Raw genomic sequence first — 23,584 nt, 5'->3', positions numbered from 1 at the left:
ACGTAGGCGTCGGGGCGCAGAGCGAGGCAGGCCACGCGGCGGGCGGTCATCCAGGGCAGTAGGACGCCGTCGCTGTCGACGAGCGTGCCCTCGGCCGGCCGGGAGCCGGCCGGTGTGACGGTCAGCGAGGGCACTCCCAGCCGGTCCCAACCCGGCTGGGAGACAGCCGTACGGGCTTGCAGGAGCAGCCAGCGTCCGCCGAGGGCATCGTCGAGACGCAGACGTGTGCCGTCCGGCCCGGTCACCCAGGGCTGGGGTACCTGGTGGCCGGACGCCTTGGTGCGGGGGCGGGCCTGGAGGCCGGGCCCGCAGGGCGCGGTCGCGGACGCGAGCGACCGCCGGACGGCGTTCGGTGATGATGCGGCCGACGAACACCGCACGCTTGGTGATCTCCTTGACGTGCGGTTTGCGTTCGGTCTCGTAGCTGTCGAGGACCCCTTCGGGCAGTTCGCCGCGCAGCACGGCGCCGAGTTTCCAGCAGAGGTTGGCGACGTCGCGCACTCCGGCGGCCATGCCCTGGCCGATCCACGGCGGCATGGCGTGGGCGGCGTCGCCGGCGAGGAAGACCCGGCCGGCACGGAAGCGGGAGGCGAGGCGGACGTGGTGGCTGTAGACGGTGACCCGCACGACCTCGACGCTGTCCCGACTGATCCCGTAGTGCGCGACCAGCCGGTACACGGCGTCTTGGGTGGTCAGCTGCTTCTCGTCGTCACCGGGGAGGATGGGGAACTCCCAGCGGTGGTGACCGAGCGGGGTCGGGCAGTCCACGGCGGGGCGGGCCGGATCGCAGTGAAAGCGCAGTCTGTCGTGGTCGGGCCAGGGCTTGAGCATCCTGGTGTCGATGACCACCCAGCGGTCCTCGTACGTCGTGCCCTCGTAGCCGATGTTGAGCTGGGCGCGGGTGAGGCTGGAGCCGCCGTCGGCCGCGATGACGTAGGTGGCACGCAGCCGGTGGACGGTGTCGTCGTCCGTACCGACGAGCGTCAGCTCCACGCCGGCGGCGTCCTGGTGCAGGCGCAGGCACTCGTGCCCCAGCAGCACCCGCACGTTCGGGTAGCCGTCGACGCCGTCCCGCAGGACCTGCTCCAGCACCGGCTGGTAGATGAACATCTGCGGCGGATGGCCGTGGCCGCGCGGTGTGGGCCGCGCGCTGAGGAAGGGGCGGCCGTGCGCGTCGACGAAGTCGACGGGCCGCTCGGTCAGCATGTCCTGCTTGAGCCGTTCGGCCAGGCCCGCGTGCTGCCAGATCCGCATGACCTCCTCGTCGGTGGAGATGGCCCGGGCGCGCGAGAAGATCTCGGCGTCGCGATCGAGGGCGACGACCTTCAGCCCCATCGCGCCCAGCAGGTTCGCTGCCGTCACTCCTGTGGGTCCGTAGCCGATCACTGCCACGTCGTACGTGTCGTCCCCGGCCGGTATCTCTTCCACCAGGCCACCTCGCTGTCGTTCTGTCGCGGCTCTTGGCTTCATGTAGCGTTCACTCCAATTGGAATGAATGCTACGGTAATCCTGGCGCCGGACACGGTCAAGGGCCGGCGCGACAGGAGGGAAGACCCCATGACCAGGCCCCAGGCGACACGCAAGAAGCGCGCGAACGGCGTGGAGTCGCGGCAGCGCATCCTCGACGCCACGGTGGAGATCGCGGGCGAACGGGGGTACGAGGGCACGTCCATCGCAGCCGTTAGCGCCAAGTGCGGGCTGCCCGCCAGCTCGATCTACTGGCACTTCAAGGACAAGGACGACCTGATCGCTGCGGTCATCGAGCGCAGCTTCGATACCTGGCTTGCCGCGGTCGAGCTGCCGGTGGAGGAAGCGGGCACATCCCTGCAAAGAGTCACCGTCATGGCCGCGAACGTGGCGAAGTCACTGATCGACGCACCCGACTTCCTGCGCCTCGGCCTCATGCTCGCCCTGGAGCGGCGGCCCGACGAGCCCCGGGGGCGGACCGTTTTCCTCCAGGTCAGGAAGACCGCTCGCCAGAAGATGATCGAGATCACCCAGACCCTCTTCCCGGAACTGGACGAGGGCGCGCTCCATACGCTGGCCGCGTATGCCGTGGCAGGGGCGGACGGCCTGTTCGTGCTTCGGGAGATCGACGGGGACACCGTCGACCTGGTGGCGATGTTCGAGCTGCACGCCCAGCTGGTGCATGAGGCGGCACTCCGCATGGCGACGGGGGGCACGCAGTGAGCGCGACCGCCGGGCAGCGGGAAGCAGCGGGCAGGCTGCTCCGTGAGGCTGAGCAACACGTAACGCCGATCGATCCGCTGACGGCCCTACTGCCCGCTCTGGACCTCGCCGACGCCTACGCCGTCCAGCAGGACAACGTCACACAACGTCTCGCAGCCGGCGCCCGCCTGGTCGGATACAAAGTGGAACCGACCTCCGCCGCGATGCACACGCGCCCCGGCATCGACGAGCCCGCCTACGGCCATCTGCTGGACGACACGCTCCATCGCGACGGCGGCACTGTGCGTACGGCCCGGTACTGCAGTCCGCGCGTCCAGCCCGAGATCTGTTTTCGACTAGCCCGGCCGCTGCGCGGGCCCGGTGTCCGCGCCCTGGACGTGCTGACGGCCACCGAAGCGGTCGCACCCGTACTGGAGATCGTCGATAGCCGGGTCCGGGACTGGCGGATCACCCTGGCCGACACCGTGGCCGACAACGTCGGCTCCGCGGGACTGGTCTGCGGAGCCTGGACGCCCTTCGAACGCGCCCCCGATCTCGCCGCGGTCACCGTCGACCTGTTCCTCGATGGCGACCACGTCGCGACGGGCAGCGGAGAGACCGTACTGGGGCATCCGGCCGCCGCAGTCGCGTGGCTGGCCAACACCCTCGCCGCTCACGGCGCGCAGTTGGAGGCCGGGAACGTAGTCCTGTCCGGCGCCATGACCATCGCTCCCTTCGTAAAGGCCGGCCAGAAAGCCGAGGCACGCTTCAGGGTGCTGGGCCCGGTGTCGATGTCCTTCGTCTGAATCTCGGCCGACCGCATGACTTGTTTCCGCGTCCGGCAGCAGCACGGCACGAGATCCCCTGTCTCGGTCCTCCGCTCCGACGGGCACTTCGCATTCATTCCCTCCACACCACCGCTTACCGCTTCTGCGCGCCACACCGGAGCCGTTGGCGTTTCCGACGACGACAACGCCCTACCCTGCTCCCGACGCCGACCGGCGGCGCGGAGCGGCAAGCAGCGTGCAGCGAAGAGCACGTCGACGAAGCCGTAGTCCGCGCACGCTCACGAAAGGCCGCTCAATGACCCTCTCGGCACAGCGCATCGACGTCCATCAGCACATTGTGCCCGCGTTCTACCGCGACGAGCTCACCAAGGCGGGTATCGGAGAGGCCGGCGGCCGGCCCCTGCCCAACTGGTCTGCCGAGTCGGCGCTGGAGCTGATGGACCTGCTGGGTACCCGCACGGCCATCCTGTCCGTCTCCACACCGGGGGCCGGTTTCCTTGCCGACCAGGAGACGGCCACCGATCTGGCGCGCCGCCTCAATGACCATTCGGCGGCCTTGACCAGCGACCGTCCCGGCCGCTTCGGCTTCTTCGCCACCCTTCCCATGCCGGACGCCGCCGACTCCGCCGCCGAGGCCGTTCGGGCACTGGACGACCTGCGGGCGGACGGCGTCACGCTGCTCGCCAACAACCGGGGCACCTACCTCGGCACCGACGGCCAGGAACCTCTGTGGCGTGCCCTGGACGAGCGCGGTGCCGTGGCATTCGTCCATCCCGCCGAACTGCCCGCTCCCCCGGTCGACGGCATCCCGCCCTTCGCCGCCGACTTCCTCCTCGACACCACTCGGGCCGCCTACCTGCTCGTCCGTAACGGCATCGTCCGGCGCTACCCGGGCGTCCGGTTCATCCTCAGCCACGCCGGCGGCTTCGTCCCGTACGCCTCCCACCGTATGGCCGTCACCATCGCCAACGACACAGGGCGCAGCCCACTGGACGTACTGGACGACTTCCGCTCCCTCTACTTCGACACCGCCCTGTCCTCCAGCCCCGCCGCTCTGCCCACCCTGCTCGCCTTCGCCCGCCCCGGGCATGTCCTGTTCGGCAGCGACTGGCCCTTCGCCCCCACCCCCGCCGGCCAGTACTTCACCAACGGCCTCGACGCCTTCCTCCAGCCCAGCCCGCTCAAGGCGGTCAACCACACCAACGCCGAGGCGCTCTTCCCCCGTCTGTCCTCCGGCGCTCCCGCACCGGTCCCGGTCCGGCCGGCCGCGATACGCCTGCGGCAGACCGCCCAGCGCGCCGCCGCCCGCTTCGTCTTCAAACTCGTCCAGCCCGGCACCAACTGAAACAGGACACCATGTCTGCAACCCCAGTCCCCGACCCCGGCACCGACCCCATGATCGATCGAGACGAGGACGGCGAAGTCGCGGTCGCGACCGGCCGGGCCGGCCACCAGGGCGTGCTGGTCGCCATGTGTCTGTCCCTGGTCCTGGTCGTCGCGTCCGTCTCCGCCCTCAACCTGGCCCTGCCCGACCTCTCCATCGACCTGTCTGCGTCCAACACCTCGCTGACCTGGATCGCCGACGGCTACACCGTCGCCCTTGCCGCCCTCGTCCTCCCGCTCGGCGCGATCGGCGACCGGATCGGCCGCCGTCATATCCTCGTCGCGGGCACCGTGGTCTTCGGAGCGGCCTCGCTGGCCGCCTCCTTCGCCGACTCCACCACCACGCTGATCGTGTGGCGGGTCGTCATGGGCCTGGGCGCGGCGATGATCATGCCAGGCACCCTGTCGACCATCACGGCCGCCTTCCCCGCGCGACAACGCGCCAAGGGTGTGGCCGTCTGGTCCGGGTTCGCCGCCGCCGGCGCCATCCTCGGTATGCTCGCGGCGGGCGCCCTGCTGGAGTGGTTCTCCTGGCGCTCGCTATTCGTTGCGAGTGCCGTCGTCGCCCTGTTCGCAGGCCTCGCCGCCGTCGCCCTGGCGCCTAACACCAAGGACGAGCACCCCTCCCCACCCGACGTGCCCGGAGCGGTGTCCACCGCATTGGGCATCGGCACACTGGTCTTCGCCATCATCGAGGGCAACGAACAGGGCTGGAGCGAACCCGCCGTGATCGGCGCCCTGGCCGTCACCGTGCTGGCGTTCGCCACCTACGCCTGGCTCGGTCTCCGGCACGAACATCCGCTGCTCGACCCCGCCCTGTTCGGCATCCCCGGATTCCGCGCCGGCGTCATCACCGTACTCGTGCAGTTCATGGCCGTCTTCGGCTTCTTCTTCGTCGGCCTGCAGTATCTACAGCTCATCCTCGGCTACAGCCCCCTCAAGGCGGCCATCGCCCTCATCCCCGTCGCCGTGGTCGTCCTGCCCACCTCCCAAGCCACCCCTCACCTGGTACGCCGCCTGGGCATGAAGGCCGTCATGGCGACGGGACTCCTTCTCCTCGCAGCCGGTCTGCTCGTGATCGCCCGGCTCGACGTCGGCTCCGGCTACCTGCCTTTCCTCGGCGGGCTCGTCCTGGCCGGGTTCGGCATCGGACTGTCCGGCGCGGTGGGCACCTCGGCCATCACCGGCTCGCTCGGCCGGGGCCAGCAGGGCGTTGCCTCCGCCATGAACGACACCACCCGTGAGGTCGGCTCGGCCGTCGGCATCGCCCTCATGGGCTCCATCTACGGCAGCCACTACCGCTCCAACCTCCCCGGCACCGTCGACCGCCTCCCCGCCCACACCGCCGAATCGGTACGCGACTCGGCCGCCGCCGGCCTGAACGTCGCCGAACACCTCGGTGCGCGGGGCCCCGCCCTGGCCGACGGCGTCAAGTCCGCTTTCATGGACGGGCTGTCCGCCTCCTTGATCGCCGTCGGCGTCATCGTCCTCGCCGCCGCGATCGGATGCCTGTTCCGCGCCCCGAAAACACCGCCTTCCTCGGACTGAGCACCCCCGGACACTTCACAAGACCCCGGGCCTGCTCGCCTTGCCGGCGGACCACACCGCCGGCGGAGTGGATGTCGTGGCCGGCCACGTCCCCACCGGCAGAGCAACCAGTGCGCCGGACAGCGGGATGACGTCGTACTGAGCTCATGCCACGCACACGAAACAAGACTGTCCGCCGGCGGCCCCGCGCACAGAGGCGCAGGGGAACATATGTCGCCGACCTCATCGCCCGCATCCGACTACACCTTCCCGACCTGTGGAAAGTCCGCCCGCTTGACAGGCGACCGATAACGGCAACACTGTAACCGATATGAACATCTGGCCCGAACCCCAGTCCGGCTCACTGTTCGCAGCCATCGGAGACCTGGAAGTCCGCTACGCACGCACCGGACCTAAGCCCACGGCCGTGCCGCTGCACGGCAGTGCCTCGTGCCTGCACCACTTCGAAGGGGTGACGGCCCTGCTGCCGTCGTCCTACGACGTCGGCCGTCGCGGCGGCTGCATCGGCCACGTCGCGACCGAGGGCTTTCTCACCAGCACCCGCACCGCAGTCCATGCGATGACGGCTGCCGCAGGGAGCCGCACCGTGTCAGAAGCCTCGCTCACGACAGGAACCGTCGGATGAGCCGCGTACTGCTGCGTGGCGCGCGCGTTGTCACCATGGCGCCGGGCCAGCCCGACGCCGAGCGCGTCGACGTCCTTGTCGACGGCGAGCGTGTCGCCGCGATCGGCGAGAACCTGGACGCGCCGGACGCCGAAATCGTCGACCTCACCGGCCGTGTGATCATCCCCGGCCTGGTAAACGCCCATCTGCACACCTGGCAGACCGGACTACGTGCCGTGGGCGTCGACTGGACGCTCATGGAGTACCTCACCCACCTGCACGGGGGCGTCGTGCGGCACTACACGCCCGACGACATGTACGTCAGCAATCTCGCCGGCGCGCTGAACCAGATCAACTGCGGTACCACCACGCTCGGCGACTGGTGCCACAACAGCCTGACGGCCCAGCACGCCGACGCCGCCGTCGAAGGGCTCGTGCGGGCCGGTATCCGTGCCGTCTTCCTGCACGGCACCCCCTACCGGGATCCGGACCTGCCCCATCCGCTCGCCGAGATCGACCGCCTGCTGGACGGGCCCGTCCGCGACCATGCCCTCCTCACTCTCGGCATGGCCGTCCAAGGACCGCAGTACTCTTCCCCCGACACCGCGGTGGCCGACTTCCGGGCCGCAACCGAACGTGATCTTGTCGTATCCCTCCACCAGAGCGGCGGGGAGCTCGCGCCCGGCTGGGACGCCCTACGCACCGCCGGGCTGTTCAGCCCCCGCACCAACGTCGTGCACGGTTCCGACCTGCCCGACAACTGGGTCAGGTCGCTCGTCGAGGCTGGCGTCACCTTCACCAGTACACCCGAGAACGAACTGGGCCAGGGCCACGGCACCCCCGTCACCGGCTCCCTGCTGCGCCTCGGCGCCGCCCCCTCTCTCGGCACCGACATCGACACCGTCGTACCCGGCCAGGTCCTCACCGCCGCCCGTATCGCCCTCGCCCACCAGCGCGGCCTGGATCACGCCCGCCACCGGAAGAACACCGGCACACACGCCAAGGCGCCGTCGGTCACCGCCAAGCAGGCCCTGGCGTGGGCCACCGTGGAAGGAGCAAAGGCACTCGGCCTGGCCGACCAGGTCGGCCGCATCGAGCCGGGCATGCAGGCCGACCTGGTCGCCGTCGACACCCGTGCCCTCAACCTGTGGCCCGCCCACAACCCGATCGCCGCTGCCCTGCACTCCGACATCGCGAACATCGAAGCCGTCATGGTCGCCGGCCGCTGGCGCAAACGCGACCACACCCTGCTCGACTGCGGCCTCGCCGAGATCAAGGACCGGCTGCTGGACTCGGGCGAGCGGCTCCTCCACTCGATGGACGCTACGTGAGAACGCGCACCCGACTGACCGCGACACTCGGGCGCCCACCCGGCAGCAAGCGCCCACGCCGACCGGCCGTACCCCGGGGTGCGACGTTCTGGCTGGTGGCCCTGGCCTTCGCAGTGACGATGCTGGGCACCACCCTGCCGACCCCGCTGTACACGCTCTACCAGCATCGGCTGGGCTTCTCGACCCTCATGAGCACAGTGATCTTCGCCGCGTACGCGGTGGGGGTCCTGACCGCTCTGGTGCTGTTCGGACGGGTCTCGGACGTCATCGGACGGCGGCGCTCGCTGCTGCCCGGACTCGTGTTCGCCATACTCAGCGCGCTGATGTTCCTGGCTGCGGACAGCTTGCCCCTGCTGATCACCGGCCGCGTGCTCTCGGGTCTGTCCGCGGGCATCTTCACCGGCACCGCGACCGCCACACTGGTCGACCTGGCCGACGAGGACGCGGGGGAACGTGCCACCCTGGTGGCCACGGTGGCGAACATGGGTGGTCTGGGAGCGGGACCGCTTTTGTCCGGGCTGCTCGCCCAATTCGCCCCGGCTCCACTGCGGTTGCCGTTCGAGGTACACCTAGGGATGCTCGCCGTGGCCGCGGCAGGCGTATGGCTGATGCCGGAGCCGGTCGAGGTCACCGGGCGGCTGCGGCTGTGCTTGACCCGCCCGAGAGTGCCCGAACAGGTACGGGCCACCTTCCTACGGGCGTCGATCGCCGGTTTCGCCGGCTTCTCGGTGCTCGGGCTGTTCACGGCGGTCGCACCGTCGTTCCTGGGGAAGTTGCTCCACCTGCCCGATCCCGCGCTGTCGGGTTCCGTGGTCTGCACGGTGTTCGCCGCCTCGGCCATCGGTCAGATCACGCTCGTACGACCACTGGGCCGAGCGGCCCTGCCCGCCGGGTGCGGTCTACTGATCGCGGGCATGGCCCTGCTGATCGCGGGACTCGCCGCCGGATCGCTGGTGCTCCTGCTGGGCGCCGCCGTGACGGCCGGACTGGGACAGGGGGTGAGCTTCCGCGCGGGACTGGCCGCGATCAACGCCGAAGCGCCCAGTGGGCAGCGGGCGGAGGTCGCCTCCACGTACTTCACAGTGCTCTACGTCGCGATCTCCGTGCCCGTGGTGGGCGTCGGGCTTGCAGCCGACGCGGTGGGGCTTCGAACTGCCGGGATCAGCTTCGGCGTGGCGGTGACCCTGTTGGCCATAAGCGCGCTGGTGGCACTACGTCGGGGACGACGTGAACACTGAAGGACGGGGCGCTGACCGCGCCGGCACGGGCAGCCGCCTCGAACGCCACTGTTCGCGTCAGCTGCCGACAGTCGACAGCCGGTCACGTTCGATCCACTCGAACATCAGCTGGAGCACCTGGGGCAGCCGGGAAACAGCACAGTGTCCGGTGTCGGGAAGCAGATGTACTTCCGTGTCCCGACGGCCACCGAAGACAAGGGTGTCCTCCTGAGGAACGTGGACGTCGTCGGCGCCGTTGATCACGAGCATTGGCACGTTGGCGTCGAGGTCGATCAGCGGGCGCAGGTCGAAAGAGGGCCAGCTCTGGGCCAGTTCCGCAGGAGTCGGTTCGTGGTCGAACCCCAATGCGTTGCCGACGATGCCGTCCATGCCGAAGGCGAAGGTCCGGCCTGGGGCGAAGGCCGCCTCGACGGGACCGCCGATGACGATCGCCGCGTCGACGTCACCGGCCAGACCCGAGCAGGCCGAGAAGTGCCCGCCCATGGATATGCCCAGATGCAGGACGCGCCCATTGCCCAGCACTCGAGCCTCGGCCGCCAGTACGCGCACGAGATCGGCGCCGTCCTCCGAGTTCAGGGGGCCCGGGCATTCACCGGTGCCAGGTATGTCGAAGGCCAGCACGCCCATGCCGGTGCGCAGGACGATGGCCTCGAAGAGCGCGTGGAAGTCCATTTTCCAGGTGTCCACTCCCCCACTGGCGAGCAGGATCGGGGTGTCACCGGACCAGCCCCGCGGGGTGAGCAGGTGCACGGGCAGGACGGTGACCCCCTCCACTTGGGCCACTTGGGGCACGTCGACCATACGGCGCTCGAACGCAACCTCGAGGCCGGGAGCGGCAAGCAGGTACTGCTCGAGCTGCCGCTCCAGGGCGGTGCGCTTCGCATCGTCGGCCAGTGCGGGGAATTTCGCCCACCCGTAGGCGAGCGCCGCGAGTCGGTGCCGGCCGCGCTCGGCGTGCCCGGCGGCCAGCCGTGCCCACTCGTACGCCCATCCGCCCGGCCGGTCGGGCCACATTTCGGCGACCGCCAATCGGACCGAGTCGACATCCTCGACCGACAGGCCGCCGCTCACCATTTGCCGGTATCGCTCGACGAACAGTTCCTCGGGAGCGACCTTCCACCGGTAGGGCATACGCGCACACCTACTTCCCATTGCCTTAACGCAAGACATCTGCTTTAAGCACCGTAATCAGCCTGGATAATTAACGCAAGAAACTTGAGTTACCCTGCTCAGGTGAGCGACCATCATGAGATTCAGCGCCGTACCGGAGGCCGTTCGGCACGCGTCCGGGTGGCGGTGCTGGATGCGGCCCTGGCCCTGCTGGCGGAACACGGGGCCGAGAAGCTGAGCATCGCCGACGTGGCGGCCCGCGCAGATGTGCACGAGACCTCGATCTACCGCCGGTGGAGGACGCGGGAAGGCCTGATCGTGGCTGCCCTCCTGGCCCACAGCGAGCAGGCGCTCCCGGTACCCGACACCGGATCCCTGCGCGCCGATCTGACCGCGTACGCCACATCCATGGTCCGGATGGTGAACTCGCCGCTCGGTGCGACTCTGATCCGCGCGATGGCGGCCACGGACGACAGCCCCGATCTCGCGCGGCTGCGCGATGAGTTCTGGAACACGCGGCTGGACTCGGCCGGCGTCGTGATCGACCGCGCCGTCGCGCGCGGTGAATTGGTGACAGCCCCTGACGCACATCTCGTGTTCGAGGTACTCCTCGCGCCGGTCCACTTCCAGGTACTGCTCACCCGTCGGCCGGTCGACGGCCAGTACATGGAGCGGATCGTCGACCTTTTGATGAACGGGCTGGTGAACGGGGGCGGGTAGCCATTCCGCGCTCGCTCGGCCGGCAACCTGCACCGAGCGCTCCTTGTGGTGCCCATGCGCGGCGAGACGTCCGTGGCCTGGACGATCTCGGGCAGACGGCACGTCGGCGGTCATCGGAATGACGTGCCGACGGACCGACCGTCCGGAGGCTGCACGGGGAGAACGAGACGGAAGGTGCACCCCTTGCCCGGCGCGGTGTCGAGCTCCAGTCGGCCGCCATGGCCCTCGGCGATCACGGCGGCGATGGAGAGGCCCAGGCCGCTGCCACCGTGGGCACGGGAGCGGGAGGTGTCGACACGGTAGAAGCGCTCGAAGACGTGCTCGGCGTTCCGAGCGGCCAGTCCGGGCCCTTCGTCCGCTACTTCGACGACGGCGACGGGCGTGCCGGGCGGCAGGGGTGGCGACGCGCTGATGCGTCCCGGGCGATCCGCTCCGCAGGTGTCCGCGCTGACCCGGGTCTCGCCCACCCTGACATGGACCGGAGTGCCGGACGGGGTGTGCAGGCGGGCGTTGGAGAGCAGGTTCTCGACGATCTGTCTGAGCCGGTGGGGATCGCCGCTGGCTTCGACCACGTCCAGTTCACCGCTGCCCACCGGGCCCGGCAGCGGGCCCAGGTCGACCGGATGGCCCGCCCCATGCAGGGCGGCGGTCCCAACGGCGTCCGCCGCCAGGGAGAGCAGGTCCACCGGGTCGCTCGCGTACGACGGTTCTCTGTCCAACTGGGCGAGGAGTTGGAGGTCGTCCACGAGGAGGCCCATGCGCTCCGCGTTCTGTGCGATGAGCTGATAGGCCTCGCTCTGTTCGTCGGCCGACAGGCGTTCACGGCGCAGTGTGAGCTGTGCGTAGCCCTGGATGGCGGTGAGCGGAGTGCGCAGTTCGTGTCCGGCGTCGGCGACGAACCGCCGCATGCGCGCTTCGGACGCCTCCCGCTCCCCGAGCGCCTGGCGCAGCCGCTCCAGCATGGAGTTCAGAACCCGGCCGAGCCGCCCGATCTCGGTCCGCGGATCGGTGTCGGGGAGCCGCAGATCGAGCTGCCCCGCGCTGATGCGCTCGGCGGTGCGCTCCATGCGGGTCAGCGGGAGCAGGCCGAGCCGTACGACCCAGCGGCCCAGTGCGAGCAGAGCGGCGACTGTGATGACGAGCAGCACGGCGTTGAGCCAGAGGATCTTGGAGGTGGCGCCGTCGACCGTATCCAGCGGCAGCGCCACCACGGCGTGCATGTCGCCAGGACCGGAGCTCAGCAACACCCGCCACCGGTTGCCGCCGCTGACGGCATCCACGGTCGCCGGGTGACCGTCCCGCAGACCGAGCCCCGCCACAGAATCCGCGATCCGCGGCCCCGGCGTGTCATCGGCACCGAGCGACGCGTCCGTACGGAGACCGGAGGCATCGTAGAAATAGACGCGGAAGTCCGAGGGCAGGACGCCGAGCCGTCCGCTGGGAATACCCCCTTTACTCGCGTCGAAGTAAGCAGGGGCAGGAGGGTGGAAGTCGGCGAGCTGCTGGTCGACGCGGTCCAGCAGCCACGAGCGAAGCACCGTGAAGCCGAAGACCTGGGAGACGATGACCGCGACCGTCGCCAGCGCGGTGGCGCCCAGGATCAGGCGCCGACGCAGGGATGCGGGCGGTCGGGGAAGCAACGGTTTCACTGGTCCGCCGCCTCGCCCGCCCCGCGTGGCAGCCGCAGGCAGTAGCCGACTCCGCGCACCGTATGGATAAGCGGCGGTTCGAAGCAGTCGATCTTCTTGCGCAGGTACCTGACGTACGTCTCGACGATGCGGGCGTCCCCGGAGAAGTCGTAGCTCCATACGTGATCGAGGATCTGGGCCCTGCTCAGCACCCGGCCCGGGTTGGCCATCAGATAGGCAAGGAGCTTGAACTCGGTCGGCGACAGCGGAACGTAGCGCCCTGCGCGGTGCACCTCGTGCGCCCCCTCGTCGAGTTCGAGGTCCGCGTAGCCCAGCACAGTCTCCGGAAGGAGGAGTTCCGTTCCCTGGGCAGCAGTGCGGCGCAGGATGGCCTCGATACGCAGCAGCACCTCCTCGATGTTGAACGGCTTCGTCACGTAGTCGTCGCCGCCTGAGCTCAGGCCCTTGATCCGGTCGTCGACGTCGATACGGGCGGTCAGGAACAGCACGGGTACGCCGTTCCCGGCCGCCCGCAGCCGTTGTGTGACCTCGAAGCCGTCCAGGTCGGGGAGCATCACATCGAGCAGCACCAGGTGCGGTTCCCGCCGTTCGATCTCGACGAGGGCGGACCGACCATCCTCCGCTCCGCTCACCTCGTATCCAGTGAGACGGAGGGTGGACTCCAACAGGGTGCGGATACTGGGTTCGTCCTCGACCACGAGGAGCCTGTACCGCTGCCTGTCAGAGGGCTGCTCATTCATCGTGTTGTGCGGTCCGTTCTGTCGCTGTTCACCGTGCGGCGCAGTCGTACAGCACGGTGCTGCCGCCGAAGAGCGCCGCACTGCCGGCGTTCTGCTGAGACGTGGTGCTGCCTCCGTAGGCCGACGCGGACACCTTGGTGCAGTTTTTGGAGATCCAGTCGGAGCGCTGCTTGCTCGGGCCTTCCGACGTACCGCCCGGGAACTGCATCGCGCCTCCGCTGGAGTCGTCCGATCCCAGGATGTACCGCAGCTCGCCGTCCTTGGTCCACTTCTTGAGCTGGATGACCGACGGCGCGTCGTCGGAACCGAGGAAGCCGCCCATGCCGATCACCGTCTCGTCACTGTTCAGGATGAACGCGTTGGTGGCGTTGGCCCCGCCCGACACAGCGAGCTTGATCCGCGCCTTCCGAGCGTGCTTCACGGCGTAGTCGAGGATCTTGCGCTGGTCGGAAGTGAGCTCCGAGCCGCCGGAGCCAGCGAGTCCGCTCCGGCTCCCGCCGGAGCCGCCCGGGAAGGACGGCAACTCCTCACTGCCGGAAGCCGAGCCGGAACCACCGGACACGCCTGGCATGCCACTGGGGAAACCACTCGGCAGACCACCCTCACCGGAGCCGGGCATGCCGGAGGGCATTCCCGAGGGAAGCCCGCCCTGTGCCGAACCGGTGTCTCCACCGGGGAAGCCCTGCATGTCCGACGGCATCCCGGAGGGCAGGCCCGATGACCCCTGGCCTCCGCCAGAGCCCTGGCTCGGTATACCGCCGCCTCCAAAGCCCAGTGCGGTCGCCGGACCGGCTGACGGATTGGTACCACCCAGCAGATTCGACGAACCCGAGGAGGCCGGCTCGCTCATCGCCCACGCTCCTGGCACCACCAGCATCGACACCACCGCAGCCGCCGCCCCCACCAGGAGAAGCCGTCCACTGCGCCGGGCCACCAGGAGCGCGATCGCCGCGCAGCCGGTCAGCAGCACTGGCCAGACCAGCCACCCGTTCCAGTCCGGACTACGTCGGACGAGAACCAGCGCCCAGCCGACCGTCACCGTCACGGCCGCCACGCCGGCCCAGGGAGCCCACGACAGTCCAGCCCGGTGGACACGGATCAGGGCTGCGAGCATCCCACCGCACAGTGCGGCGATCGCCGGAGCCAACTGGGTGGTGTAGTAGGGGTGGAAGATGCCCTTCTGCGTGGAGAACACCGCCACGCACACGATCAGCCATGACCCCCACAGCAGCCATCCCGAGTCGGGCAGCACACCGGACGGAGCCAGTCGCCCACGGCGGCGCAGCACCGCGCATCCAGCCCCGAGAACCAGAGCCACGGCGCAGGCCGGCAGCAACCAGCTGATCTGCCCGCCGATCTGTGTGTTGAACATCCGACCGAGCCCGGCCTCACCACCGAAGCTGCCGCTCATACCGGGCATCGTCTGCGACGAGCCTCCGCTGGAGCCGAAGATCCGGCCGAACCCGTTGTAGCCGATCACCAGGTCCCATGCCGAGCCGTCCGTGCTGCCGCCGATGTAAGGCCGCTCCCCCGGCCACAGCGCAACCATGGCGACCCACCACAGCGATGACGCCACCAGGACGGCCCCCGCGGCAAGCAACCGCCCTACGCGGGGAGCCCAGGCACCGCTTCCCGCCACGAGCCAGGCAAGGGCGAACGAGGGGACCACCATCCAGGCGGCCAGCATTTTGGTGAGGAACCCGCACCCGATCAGGACCCCGCTCGCGCACAGCCACCAGGTCGCCGCCCGGCCCTCGGCCCGCAGAGCGCGGGTGAGCGCGTACGCCGCCGACACCAGCAACAGGACGAGCAGCGTGTCCGGGTTGTTGTCCCGGTTGATGGCCACGGTAATGGGGGTGAGGGTGAGCACGAGGGCCGCGAGCAGCGCGGCTCCCTCCCCCGCCCATCGGCGCACGGTGCGGTGGAGTACGAACACCGTCGCCACGCCTTCGATCATCTGCGGGAGGATCAGGGCCCATCCGTGCAGCCCGAAGATCTTGCTGCTGACGACCTGGGGCCACAGCGCGGCAGGCGGCTTGTCGACGGTGACGACTCCGGCCGGGTCGTAGGCGCCGAAGAGGAAGTTGGTCCAGCTCTTCCCCATCGACTTCACCGCCGCGGAGTAGTAGCCGTTGCCCCAGTCCAACGACCCTAGCGCCCAGCCGTACAACGCGGTCGCCAGCAACAGGATCGCGCCGAGCGCGGCCGGTGCGGCCCAGGCAGGCAGGGAGCGGGCAGGGGGATCCGAGGGACCGCTGGGGACCGACGCCACCGACTGGATCCGGTATGACTCGTTCATGGAAGGAAATCAGCTCTCGTCAGACGTCGTGGTGGCGGGGCTTGGGTCCGGCGGCCGTGCTACGGAAGACGGCCAGCCTCAGCACGGCGAAGCGGACGCCGGTGACCGCGACGGACGCGATGGCCAACACCGCGGTTTCAGCAGCCGCCGAGGCGCCGGGATCGGCGTGTTTGAACCACAGCACGGCGCCGGAGGTGACCAGGTAGCCGAGCACGAACAGGCCGCCCGCGCCCAGGTGGGCCCGCGCGGGCCGGGCGTCCGCGTGCCGGAACGTGAGGCGGCGGTTCGCCTCGGTGTTCAGCACCGTCAGCACCAGCAGCGACATCAGGTTGGCGACCGCCGGCTGCCACCAGCCGCGCAGCAGCCAGTACAGCAGTGCCTGCCCGACGGTGGAGGCGACACCGATCGCGATGAAGCAGCCCACCTCCCACGACAGCACGCCGCGCCTCGTGGGCGATGCCAGGACGGCGTCCGGGTGCTCGGCGGCCGGTGCGGGGCGGCGAGGCAGGTCGACGCGAGCGGCGCCGGACGCCTTCAACCGCGCCATCCGCCACAGCCCCTTGAGGTCGTCGGTGGCCGTACCCACCACGTCCACTCGGGTGTCGACGTCCTCCACCCAGTCGACCGGCACCTCGTGGACGCGCAGCCCGTTGTGCTCGGCGAGCAACAACAGTTCGGTGTCGAAGAACCAGGCGTCGTCACGGGTGACCTTCAGCAAAGGCCGCAGCACCTCCGTACGGGCGGCCTTGAATCCGCACTGGGCGTCGGTGAAACGCACCCCATGGGTGAGCCGGATGATCCCGTTGTAGCAGCGGGATATGAACTCGCGACGCGGCCCGCGCACGGTGCGTGCACCCGGTGCCAGCCGGCTGCCGATCGCGATGTCCGAGTGCCCGGTGGCCAGCGGGGCGACGAGCGGCAGCAGCCCGTCGAGGCCGGTGGACAGGTCCACGTCCATGTAGGCCACGACGTCAGCGTCGCTGCAACCCCACACAACGCGCAGGGCGAGGCCCCGGCCCTTGCGGTCCAGGTGCACGACATCGACGCCGGGCAGTTCTTCCGCCAAGCCGTGAGCCACGGCAAGCGTCGCGTCCGTACTGGCGTTGTCGGCGACCGTGATGCGCCAGGGGAACGGGAACTCCTCGGCCAACCGGGCGTGCAGGGTACGCAGGCAGCCGGGCAAGGCCCGTTCCTCGTTGTAGACCGGGACGACGATCTCCACGGTCGCCGTGCCGGAGTCGGCGCGCGCGGGCCCTCTCGGAGGCTGGAAGGCGACGGTCCGGCCGGGCGGGTGGGTGAGACCCGTGCTGTGGGGGGTGGGCGACATGGTTTCCTCAGACGAGAAGGGACACGAGGGGGGCGACTCCATTGCCTTGATCGCGAACAGGTCATGACTCTCACCCACGCGCCTGGGAGACCTAGGAGAGGAAAGCGAGAACTGACGGAGAGTCAGATATTCATGGCCTGATAACAGCGCCATCCCCGGGAGTCACCATCGCGGCCTGCACTTGCCGCTCCCCCGCCGTCACGCATGGTCAGCCGCACCCCACGGCACGGAGCCCGACAACCAGCGGCTGATCTCTTCCTTCTGATCGTTGCTCTGCAGGTGGCGCGGCGGACTGGCGGAGGTGGCGCAGGGGCGACAGTGGATGACGACCGGCTCCTCCTTGGCCATGGCTTCGACGAACGGGCGGGCCTCGCCACCCATCGGCTGTCCCGACATGCGCCCGCCCACCGACCTCGTGACGTCGATCACGAGGTCGCGGCCCCGTTCGATCACCGCGTCGGCGTACACCTGCATACAGGCGCACGGCCAGCGCCCATCGAGGACACAGCGGCCGACTTCGCCATCGCGCTGGACGACGCACCGCTTGCCGCGCCCAGCCATCGCGGACACGAGCAACTCATCGTCATCAGCGGGGATGCAGAACACGACCGACATGGCCGGACCGTCGTGTCGACGCCGATGGCCGAATGCGCACGTGCGGTGCGTGCGCACGAGCTCCCACCGCTCCGACAGGAGCATGTCGCGGTCACCGAGGGCCGTAAACGGCTCCGAAGCGAGGGGTAGCAGCATCGCGCGTCGCTTCCCGTGCCTCTTGGCTCGAATGAGTCGAGTTTCTTGGAGTAAATGAATTCAGATTTTTCGGATACAACATATCCATTACAATTTGGCGCGTCAAGATCGATTCACCGACACCGGCGCGTCTCCCGGATCTGCCGCATCTCCCGCAGCGGTCTCCGTCGCATACGTCAGGAGAAGCTCGAAGCCCTCACCGGGCCGGGTGTCGAGTACAGGGGATCAAGACCTCACGTTCCGCCGGGCAGAGCCAGAGCCGAGCCGCACCACACGCCCAGGCCAGCCACATCACCGCCTTCCGCTGCGACCACTACCGCGACACGACACCGAGGTCCGGCCGCGGTTCGCGCTGTCCTTCCGAGCCATACAACGCCTGCCTTCTCAGCCATCTCCCACGGATCTCCCGCGAAACGGTCAGCAGGGGCTGCCAGGCTCTGCGCCACTTCGGTGCCGGTCACCTCTCATGAACGAGGGCTGTCATGCGGCGCCTCACTGCGCACTGACCCGTCAGGAGCCGTTCGCCATGGCCACGAGCCGGTCTCCTGTCTTCGGAGGAACAATCTGATGCCCGCTTCGTCTTCGCCGACACCCCGACCGTCCGGTGGGGTCGGACGCCACGCCCTCGAAGGCGGGCTCGCTGTCACCGCCGCGGTAATGGTGATGTCCGCCTGCGGGGCCATCGCGTCGCTCGCGCTTGGAGCCCAGGAAAGTACCCCGTTGTCCCGACTGGCCCCGGCGTTGGTAAGTATGGCCGTCGGCGGCCGCATCAGTCTCGCGTCCGGCTCGGCCGGCAACGGCACAGGTCAGGCCGGGGCACTGGGCGACTCGTCCAGCGGCGGTCTCACCCTCGAACTGGGAGGCCAGGTGTCGGCGGTGCCACTGACCCTGACGTTCCTGGGAACAGTGGTCCTCGCGGTCGGCTTCTTCCGGCCTCTGCACCGCCGACGCAGACCGACGCCAGACCGGCTGTGGGCCCGATGCGGCGGGGCGCTGGCCGCAACCCTGCTCCTCTTCACGGCCTCGGCGGCACTAGGCCGCGGCACGGTGCATGTCCCCGAAGGCTTGACGCAGAGCATGGGGACGGGGGCCGGGGGGTCTGGCGGTGGCATACCCGGAGGTTCGGGCACCAGCGGCGGCATTCCGATGGGCAGTCTGACCTCAGTGGGCTTCCAGACCGACGTCGCGTCCACCGCCTTCTTCGCATTTCTGTGGGTGGTCCTCATTCTCGGGATCGGGTGCCTGGCAGCCCGGCGTACGATGCTGCCTCGTCCTCTCGCCCTCAGCCGCCTGCGTCGGAAGTGGCATCCCGTCACATCCGTGCTCGCCGGGACCTTCACCGCACTGTGCTGCATCCCCCTGGCCTTGGGTGCCCTGGCCGCAGGGGCCGCGCTGATCGGCCCGCCCCAGGCGGCCAAGGCGGCGGGCGCGCTGCTACTGGTCGGCCCCAACCTGCTGGCCGTGGCGCTCACCTCCGGCCTGGGCTCCTCCTGGCAGGGAGCAATACAGCAACAACAGGGCGAAGGCAGCGGCATGATGGGCGCGCTCGGCGGCGACGCCAGCAGTGATTCCGGAGCAGGATCGGCCGCGGCAGGCGGATTCGGGGGCACTGGAACACCTCTGGGAGGCGGCGGCGTGGACCGCTCCATCGACGTCGGCGGCTGGTCCGGAGCCGGGCTGCCGTTCTGGCTGATCAGCCTGATCAGCCTGCTGTGCCTCTTGACATTCACGGGCTACCTGACAGCAATCCGTACACCGGTGCGTACGGCACGCACGGAAGCCGACGCGCTGCTGGGTCGCCACGTGGAGCTCGCTCTTCGCACCGGGGCCGCGGTCGCCGCCACGACGCTGTTGCTGTGCCTGGCGGCGCAGGGATCGGTGCGGATCGACATGAGCGCCATGGGCAGCGAGATGGGAGGCATTACGGCCGGGCTCGACTCATCGGTCCTCCTGTCCGGATTCACCGGATTCGCGCTGGCCGCCGTATGTGCGTACACCGGTAGCCGCCTGCAGACGCTGCGTTCCGCTCGCCGCACGCCGGCCCAACCGACCACACGCACGGCCAAGCGCACGGGCCGGGCTGTCGCCCACCGCGCTCCCTGACGCAGGCCCGTCGACTCCCCCGGCTTCCCTACCGCCCTTGGCCGTGGCGGCTCACACCCGAACCAGCCGGCGAACCCCAGGGCGCGCTCAATCCCCACACGAGGAACGCCTCACCGTCTCAGCCACAGATCATTGTCCCGCATAACAGAACTAGGATCTCACTAGAGAGGACATCGGCGTTGCCTTCCGGTAGGGTCAGCGCCTGCGTCGGCAGATCGTCGGCGATGCCGAACCGTGCGCCGACGCTGCGGGCCTGCGTCGCGACGACAGCGCTCCCCCGCTACGCCTTGGTCACCGGGCGCTCCCTCACAGCTCGTGTTCGGCGCCCAGAACTGCCGCATGCCGGCACAGGCCCGACCAGTACGTGGAGGTAGCTCATGCACGACACTCCTCACCCGTCCCAGAGCCACAGGCGCTCCGGTCACGGCCCCGCCCAGTCACCGACCGATTCAGCGCGCAGCCTGAAACTGCGCCTTGACTGGGCCTTCTTCGCGCCGAACACCGCGTGCTTCGGTGTCACGGTCACCCTCGGGGCGGCCCCTGGCGACGTGCTGGCCATTCGACTGTTCGACACCGCCGTGACCCTGGGTCTGTCGTTGTACCTGTTCCAGGCCGTTGTCCTGGTCGCCACGGCCCACCGGTTCGACCGCCGCTGTGCACGGCTGCTGGATCCGCTGCAGAACACGCTCGTGATGGAGAGCGTGTCGACCACGTCCTCCGGAGAGTTCCGGGGCGGAAGGTGACTCACAAGAGCACCTTCTTCCTGGCGGCTGGTCAACCTCAGGTCCTGGTCCTGACGTGCTTCATGCTGTTCATGGCCATCGCCCTCTTCGGCTCGGTCTTCGCCGGTCTCGACGGAGATACTCCGAAGGAGTTCTACATCGGCGACCGGCAGGGGGCAGCGCTGAAGAACGGCCTGGCGTTGGCCGAGACCTACATCTCCACATCCCTGCTGCTCACCGTGACCGGTGTCGTGGCGACTGTCGGCTTCGACGGCATCACCACGGCCACGAACGTGGTCCTGTCGCTGGGTTTCCTCCTTCTGCTGGCACGGCCTGTTCAGCTCAGCGGCTCCCAGACACTCGGCGACCTCTTCTCACTCCGGGCCCCGGGAACGGCCGCGAGGGTGGCCGCTGCGGTGGCCACCCTCGCGGTCACCGCTCCTTACCTCGTGGCTCAGCTCATCGCAGCGGGAAACGTCACCGCGGCCCTGCTCGGATTCTCCGGCCTCGGGGTCCAGAAGATCTGCACCGTGCTGATCGGAGGTCTGGTGGTCACCTGCGGCATGCTCAGCGGCGCCAAGGGGATCAGCGTCGTACAGGTACTCGCCGCGACCATCACGCTCGGGGCCATGACCATGGCCTCACTGGCCGTGGTCCGCCTCTTCCACGGAGACTTCGGAGCCCTCCTGGCCGCCGCGGACGCGCACAGCACCCGCCCCGGCCGATACCTGAGTTCCGGCGGTCTCTTCGAGACTGGAGCAACACCGCGTCTGGACTTCGTCGCAGGTCAGATCATGACCATCCTCGGAGGCGCCTGCATGCCCCACGTCCTCAACCGCGTCTCCGCGTCGAAAGACACCGCCACAGCACGGCGCTCCGTCCGCTACGCGACCGGCGTCGTCGCCCTCGTGTGCGTCACCGTGGTCATTCTGGGGATGGGGGCAGCGGCACGAGTCGGCGCTCGGTCCATCCTCGACGCCAACCCCAGCGGGGACGACTCCCTGATACTTCTGGTGCACAGCCTGGAAGGAGGAGTGGGCCGGGTTCTGTTCACCGCGCTCGCCTGCGCGGTCTTTCTCAGCGTGCTCGCCGTCGTCGGTGGCACCACTCTGGCGGCGGCCGGCGCCCTGACCCGAGACCTGTACCGCCACCTCGCCCAGGGCAGGCGGTCTAGCCCACCGCGTGAACTGCTGGTGGCGCGCGTCGCCGTCCTGCTCTTCGGCAGCCTCGGCATCCTGCTCGCCGTACTGGCGCAGGGACGCTCCGCCGCCTTCCTCGCCCAACTCGCCCTGTCCCTGGCCGCGTCGACTATTGCCCCGGCCCTCCTCTACTCCTTCTACTGGGACCGCTTCAACCGTACGGGCCTGCTATGGGCCGTGTATGGCGGAACCATCCTGACGGTGGGGCTGCAGGCGCTCGCACCCTCGGTCTCCGGCAGCCCTCAGGCGTTCTTCCCAAACGCCGACTTCGCTTGGTTCGAGCACAGCACCCCCGCTCTGATCTCCGTCCCTGCCGCCTTCCTGCTGGGCTGGGCCGGCAGCCTGGCGGGGCGCCGCCGTATCCACAGGTACCCGGCACAGAACGCGTCCGTCACCGACACAATCCTGCTCACCGACCTGCGGGCCGACGCGACCACATCTAGGCTGCCCACGGCTGAGCGTCGAGCAACGGAGTGAGCAGTTCCCGTGATCGCGCGGGTGTGATGACGTCAGCCGGGTCCATCTTCTCGATGCGTCTGCTGGCCACGTCCTCGTAGATGTGTTCCCCGATCAGTCGGACGTCGGCGTCGTACGGCCAGAAGGACGCCATGTAGTGGGTCAACTGGTAGTAGGCGTCGAGGTCGTCGATGTCCTCGCCCTGCTCGGCGAGCACCCGGCCGGGTACGTGGTTGCCGAAGTAGGACTCGATGGCCAGGCCCCAGTCGGCCACAGCGATGTTCTCGCTGATCGGGCCGAAAACGTTGAGTCCCGCTTCCGTGAGGCCGGAGTAGAAGCGGCCGATCTCGTCCTTGCCGCGCAGATGCAGGGAGGCGCCGTTTTCGTTGATCCGGTAGAACGGCTCCTCCACCACCATGTCCGGATGAAGGATCTCCCGCCAACGGCCGGTCACCTCAAGCAGCGCGTGCCGGCGGAAGTTCAGCAGAATCGCGCGATGCCGGGGGTTCTCGGTCACCGCGAGCAGGGCGTCGGGTTCTTTGACGACGTTACGTACGTCGAAAACGTCCATGGCGGTTGTCCTTTCGCCGATGATTCGATGGGCGGATCGGGCCGAGTCGTTCACGCCTGTATCCGCATGGGGTCGCTGACGTCGACCCCACCGTCGATGACGTGCACTCCGCCCGTGATGAAGGGCGCCTCGTCGCTCAGCAGGAAGGCGACCAGAGCAGCCACCTCGTCCGCCGTACCCATGCGGCCGAGCGGGCTGTGGGTGCGCAGCGACCACTCAGCATCCGGGTCGTCCAAGGCGTCCAGGGCGTGGCTCTGCAACGGGGTTTCGATACGGCCGGGTGCCACCACATTCACCCGTACGCCATGAGGCGCGCCCTCAATGGCCGCACTTCTGGCAAGGCCGATCACGGCATGCTTGCTCGCCGTGTACGGCACGATGGCGGCACTGGCACGCAGCCCGGCCAGGGAACTCGTGACGACCACCGCTCCAGGGCGGTCCGCGTCCCGGAAATAGCGCAGGGCTTCACGAAGCCCCAGAAACACACCGCGTTGGTTGATCGTGATGACTCGGTCGTAGTCGGTCGCGTCCGTGGCCACGAAGGAACCGAACGGGCCGGAGATCCCCGCATTGAGGTGGATCAGGTCCACATGACCGAAGCGGGCCGCGACCGCGGCCATATACGCGGAGGTGTCCGCCTCATCCGAGACGTCCGCGCGTACTACAAGGGTCTCGCCGTCGCACTCGTTCGCCACGGCCCGAGCCGCGGACTCGTCGCGGTCGACGAGAGCCACCGGGCATCCTTCAGCGGCGAGCCGACGGGCCGTTGCCGCCCCGATGCCACTACCCGCACCCGTTACAACGGCCACTCGTCCCGACAGTCCGATGAAGGGCATCGACCAACCTCCCAAAATGTCCTATGTTCCAGGACTAGTGT

Annotated in this window: 19 protein-coding genes and 1 pseudogene; 11 read left to right on the top strand and 9 right to left on the bottom strand. The window is 69.0% G+C overall.

The window, feature by feature from the left end:
- Window positions 1-276 precede the first annotated feature (276 nt).
- Window positions 277-1,470, bottom strand: a pseudogene (locus OG226_RS41820) (bifunctional 3-(3-hydroxy-phenyl)propionate/3-hydroxycinnamic acid hydroxylase); the annotation flags it as partial.
- An 87-nt stretch (window positions 1,471-1,557) separates the two neighbouring features.
- Here OG226_RS41820 and OG226_RS41815 point away from each other — a divergent pair.
- The 7 genes from OG226_RS41815 to OG226_RS41785 all read left to right on the top strand — a co-directional run bounded on the left by OG226_RS41815 (window position 1,558) and on the right by OG226_RS41785 (window position 9,061).
- Window positions 1,558-2,190, top strand: a complete 633-nt coding sequence (locus OG226_RS41815) for a TetR/AcrR family transcriptional regulator (protein ID WP_329351991.1) — start codon at window positions 1,558-1,560, stop codon at window positions 2,188-2,190.
- Window positions 2,187-2,975, top strand: coding sequence for a 2-keto-4-pentenoate hydratase (locus OG226_RS41810; RefSeq protein WP_329351990.1), 789 nt, complete (start codon window positions 2,187-2,189; stop codon window positions 2,973-2,975). The genes OG226_RS41815 and OG226_RS41810 overlap by 4 nt, the downstream gene beginning before the upstream one ends.
- A gap of 277 nt (window positions 2,976-3,252) precedes the next feature.
- Window positions 3,253-4,302, top strand: a complete 1,050-nt coding sequence (locus tag OG226_RS41805) for an amidohydrolase family protein (RefSeq protein WP_329351989.1) — start codon at window positions 3,253-3,255, stop codon at window positions 4,300-4,302.
- 11 nt (window positions 4,303-4,313) lie between these two features.
- Entirely contained in the window at window positions 4,314-5,888 is a 1,575-nt protein-coding gene (locus tag OG226_RS41800) for an MFS transporter (protein ID WP_329351988.1), read from the top strand.
- A 310-nt stretch (window positions 5,889-6,198) separates the two neighbouring features.
- Complete coding sequence (locus OG226_RS41795; RefSeq protein WP_329351987.1) at window positions 6,199-6,513, top strand: hypothetical protein; 315 nt, start codon at window positions 6,199-6,201, stop codon at window positions 6,511-6,513.
- Window positions 6,510-7,823 carry an amidohydrolase family protein gene (locus OG226_RS41790; RefSeq protein WP_329351986.1) on the top strand — a complete coding sequence of 438 codons (1,314 nt, stop codon included), beginning with the start codon at window positions 6,510-6,512 and terminating at the stop codon, window positions 7,821-7,823. Before OG226_RS41795 ends, OG226_RS41790 begins: the two co-directional genes overlap by 4 nt.
- Window positions 7,820-9,061, top strand: a complete 1,242-nt coding sequence (locus OG226_RS41785; protein WP_329351985.1) for an MFS transporter — start codon at window positions 7,820-7,822, stop codon at window positions 9,059-9,061. The genes OG226_RS41790 and OG226_RS41785 overlap by 4 nt, the downstream gene beginning before the upstream one ends.
- A 57-nt stretch (window positions 9,062-9,118) precedes the next feature.
- Here the strand turns inward: OG226_RS41785 and OG226_RS41780 are convergent, their stop codons facing one another.
- Window positions 9,119-10,192 (bottom strand): alpha/beta hydrolase family protein, encoded by a 1,074-nt coding sequence (locus OG226_RS41780; RefSeq protein ID WP_329351984.1) that lies wholly within the window; start codon window positions 10,190-10,192, stop codon window positions 9,119-9,121.
- Window positions 10,193-10,294: 102 nt separating this feature from the next.
- Here OG226_RS41780 and OG226_RS41775 point away from each other — a divergent pair, with 102 nt between their 5' ends.
- Window positions 10,295-10,891 carry a TetR/AcrR family transcriptional regulator gene (locus OG226_RS41775; protein ID WP_329351983.1) on the top strand — a complete coding sequence of 199 codons (597 nt, stop codon included), beginning with the start codon at window positions 10,295-10,297 and terminating at the stop codon, window positions 10,889-10,891.
- Between the two features lie 110 nt (window positions 10,892-11,001).
- Here OG226_RS41775 and OG226_RS41770 read toward each other — a convergent pair whose 3' ends face one another.
- The 5 genes from OG226_RS41770 to OG226_RS41750 form a co-directional block, all read right to left on the bottom strand.
- Window positions 11,002-12,540, bottom strand: a complete 1,539-nt coding sequence (locus tag OG226_RS41770) for a sensor histidine kinase (RefSeq protein ID WP_329351982.1) — start codon at window positions 12,538-12,540, stop codon at window positions 11,002-11,004.
- Complete coding sequence (locus OG226_RS41765; RefSeq protein WP_329351981.1) at window positions 12,537-13,280, bottom strand: response regulator transcription factor; 744 nt, start codon at window positions 13,278-13,280, stop codon at window positions 12,537-12,539. The genes OG226_RS41770 and OG226_RS41765 overlap by 4 nt, the downstream gene beginning before the upstream one ends.
- A 28-nt stretch (window positions 13,281-13,308) precedes the next feature.
- Window positions 13,309-15,579, bottom strand: coding sequence for an ArnT family glycosyltransferase (locus OG226_RS41760; protein WP_329351980.1), 2,271 nt, complete (start codon window positions 15,577-15,579; stop codon window positions 13,309-13,311).
- A 19-nt stretch (window positions 15,580-15,598) separates the two neighbouring features.
- Window positions 15,599-16,906, bottom strand: coding sequence for a bifunctional glycosyltransferase family 2/GtrA family protein (locus OG226_RS41755; RefSeq protein WP_329351979.1), 1,308 nt, complete (start codon window positions 16,904-16,906; stop codon window positions 15,599-15,601).
- 198 nt (window positions 16,907-17,104) lie between these two features.
- On the bottom strand, window positions 17,105-17,521 hold the full coding sequence (locus OG226_RS41750) for a hypothetical protein (RefSeq protein WP_329351978.1): 417 nt from the start codon (window positions 17,519-17,521) through the stop codon (window positions 17,105-17,107).
- A gap of 189 nt (window positions 17,522-17,710) precedes the next feature.
- Here OG226_RS41750 and OG226_RS41745 point away from each other — a divergent pair, with 189 nt between their 5' ends.
- The 3 genes from OG226_RS41745 to OG226_RS41735 all read left to right on the top strand — a co-directional run bounded on the left by OG226_RS41745 (window position 17,711) and on the right by OG226_RS41735 (window position 22,157).
- Window positions 17,711-19,759 carry a streptophobe family protein gene (locus tag OG226_RS41745; protein WP_329351977.1) on the top strand — a complete coding sequence of 683 codons (2,049 nt, stop codon included), beginning with the start codon at window positions 17,711-17,713 and terminating at the stop codon, window positions 19,757-19,759.
- 377 nt (window positions 19,760-20,136) lie between these two features.
- The gene (locus OG226_RS41740; RefSeq protein ID WP_329351976.1) at window positions 20,137-20,502 is read left to right on the top strand and encodes a hypothetical protein; all 366 of its coding nucleotides are present in this window, start codon (window positions 20,137-20,139) and stop codon (window positions 20,500-20,502) included.
- Complete coding sequence (locus OG226_RS41735) at window positions 20,499-22,157, top strand: sodium:solute symporter family transporter (RefSeq protein WP_329351975.1); 1,659 nt, start codon at window positions 20,499-20,501, stop codon at window positions 22,155-22,157. Before OG226_RS41740 ends, OG226_RS41735 begins: the two co-directional genes overlap by 4 nt.
- On the opposite strand, the gene OG226_RS41730 is transcribed toward OG226_RS41735, so the two are convergent.
- Together OG226_RS41730 and OG226_RS41725 are read right to left on the bottom strand one after the other, a co-directional pair.
- On the bottom strand, window positions 22,120-22,707 hold the full coding sequence (locus OG226_RS41730; protein ID WP_329351974.1) for a hypothetical protein: 588 nt from the start codon (window positions 22,705-22,707) through the stop codon (window positions 22,120-22,122). The genes OG226_RS41735 and OG226_RS41730 overlap by 38 nt on opposite strands.
- A 50-nt stretch (window positions 22,708-22,757) precedes the next feature.
- Window positions 22,758-23,543 carry an SDR family NAD(P)-dependent oxidoreductase gene (locus OG226_RS41725; protein WP_329351973.1) on the bottom strand — a complete coding sequence of 262 codons (786 nt, stop codon included), beginning with the start codon at window positions 23,541-23,543 and terminating at the stop codon, window positions 22,758-22,760.
- Window positions 23,544-23,584 lie beyond the last annotated feature (41 nt).

It is taken from the genome of Streptomyces sp. NBC_01261, assembly GCF_036226385.1.
Lineage (GTDB): Bacteria > Actinomycetota > Actinomycetes > Streptomycetales > Streptomycetaceae > Streptomyces.
The sequence above is the reverse complement of the archived record's forward strand: the minus strand, read 5'-3'. Positions and strand labels throughout refer to the sequence as shown.

Coding starts and splice junctions, on each gene's coding strand:
- OG226_RS41730 (WP_329351974.1), bottom strand. CDS start 22,707: ATGGACGTTTTCGACGTACGTAACGTCGTCAAAGAACCCGACGCCCTG.
- OG226_RS41815 (WP_329351991.1), top strand. CDS start 1,558: ATGACCAGGCCCCAGGCGACACGCAAGAAGCGCGCGAACGGCGTGGAG.
- OG226_RS41780 (WP_329351984.1), bottom strand. CDS start 10,192: ATGCCCTACCGGTGGAAGGTCGCTCCCGAGGAACTGTTCGTCGAGCGA.
- OG226_RS41790 (WP_329351986.1), top strand. CDS start 6,510: ATGAGCCGCGTACTGCTGCGTGGCGCGCGCGTTGTCACCATGGCGCCG.
- OG226_RS41745 (WP_329351977.1), top strand. CDS start 17,711: ATGAATTCAGATTTTTCGGATACAACATATCCATTACAATTTGGCGCG.
- OG226_RS41805 (WP_329351989.1), top strand. CDS start 3,253: ATGACCCTCTCGGCACAGCGCATCGACGTCCATCAGCACATTGTGCCC.
- OG226_RS41750 (WP_329351978.1), bottom strand. CDS start 17,521: ATGTCGGTCGTGTTCTGCATCCCCGCTGATGACGATGAGTTGCTCGTG.
- OG226_RS41800 (WP_329351988.1), top strand. CDS start 4,314: ATGTCTGCAACCCCAGTCCCCGACCCCGGCACCGACCCCATGATCGAT.
- OG226_RS41795 (WP_329351987.1), top strand. CDS start 6,199: ATGAACATCTGGCCCGAACCCCAGTCCGGCTCACTGTTCGCAGCCATC.
- OG226_RS41725 (WP_329351973.1), bottom strand. CDS start 23,543: ATGCCCTTCATCGGACTGTCGGGACGAGTGGCCGTTGTAACGGGTGCG.
- OG226_RS41755 (WP_329351979.1), bottom strand. CDS start 16,906: ATGTCGCCCACCCCCCACAGCACGGGTCTCACCCACCCGCCCGGCCGG.
- OG226_RS41760 (WP_329351980.1), bottom strand. CDS start 15,579: ATGAACGAGTCATACCGGATCCAGTCGGTGGCGTCGGTCCCCAGCGGT.
- OG226_RS41740 (WP_329351976.1), top strand. CDS start 20,137: ATGCACGACACTCCTCACCCGTCCCAGAGCCACAGGCGCTCCGGTCAC.
- OG226_RS41765 (WP_329351981.1), bottom strand. CDS start 13,280: ATGAATGAGCAGCCCTCTGACAGGCAGCGGTACAGGCTCCTCGTGGTC.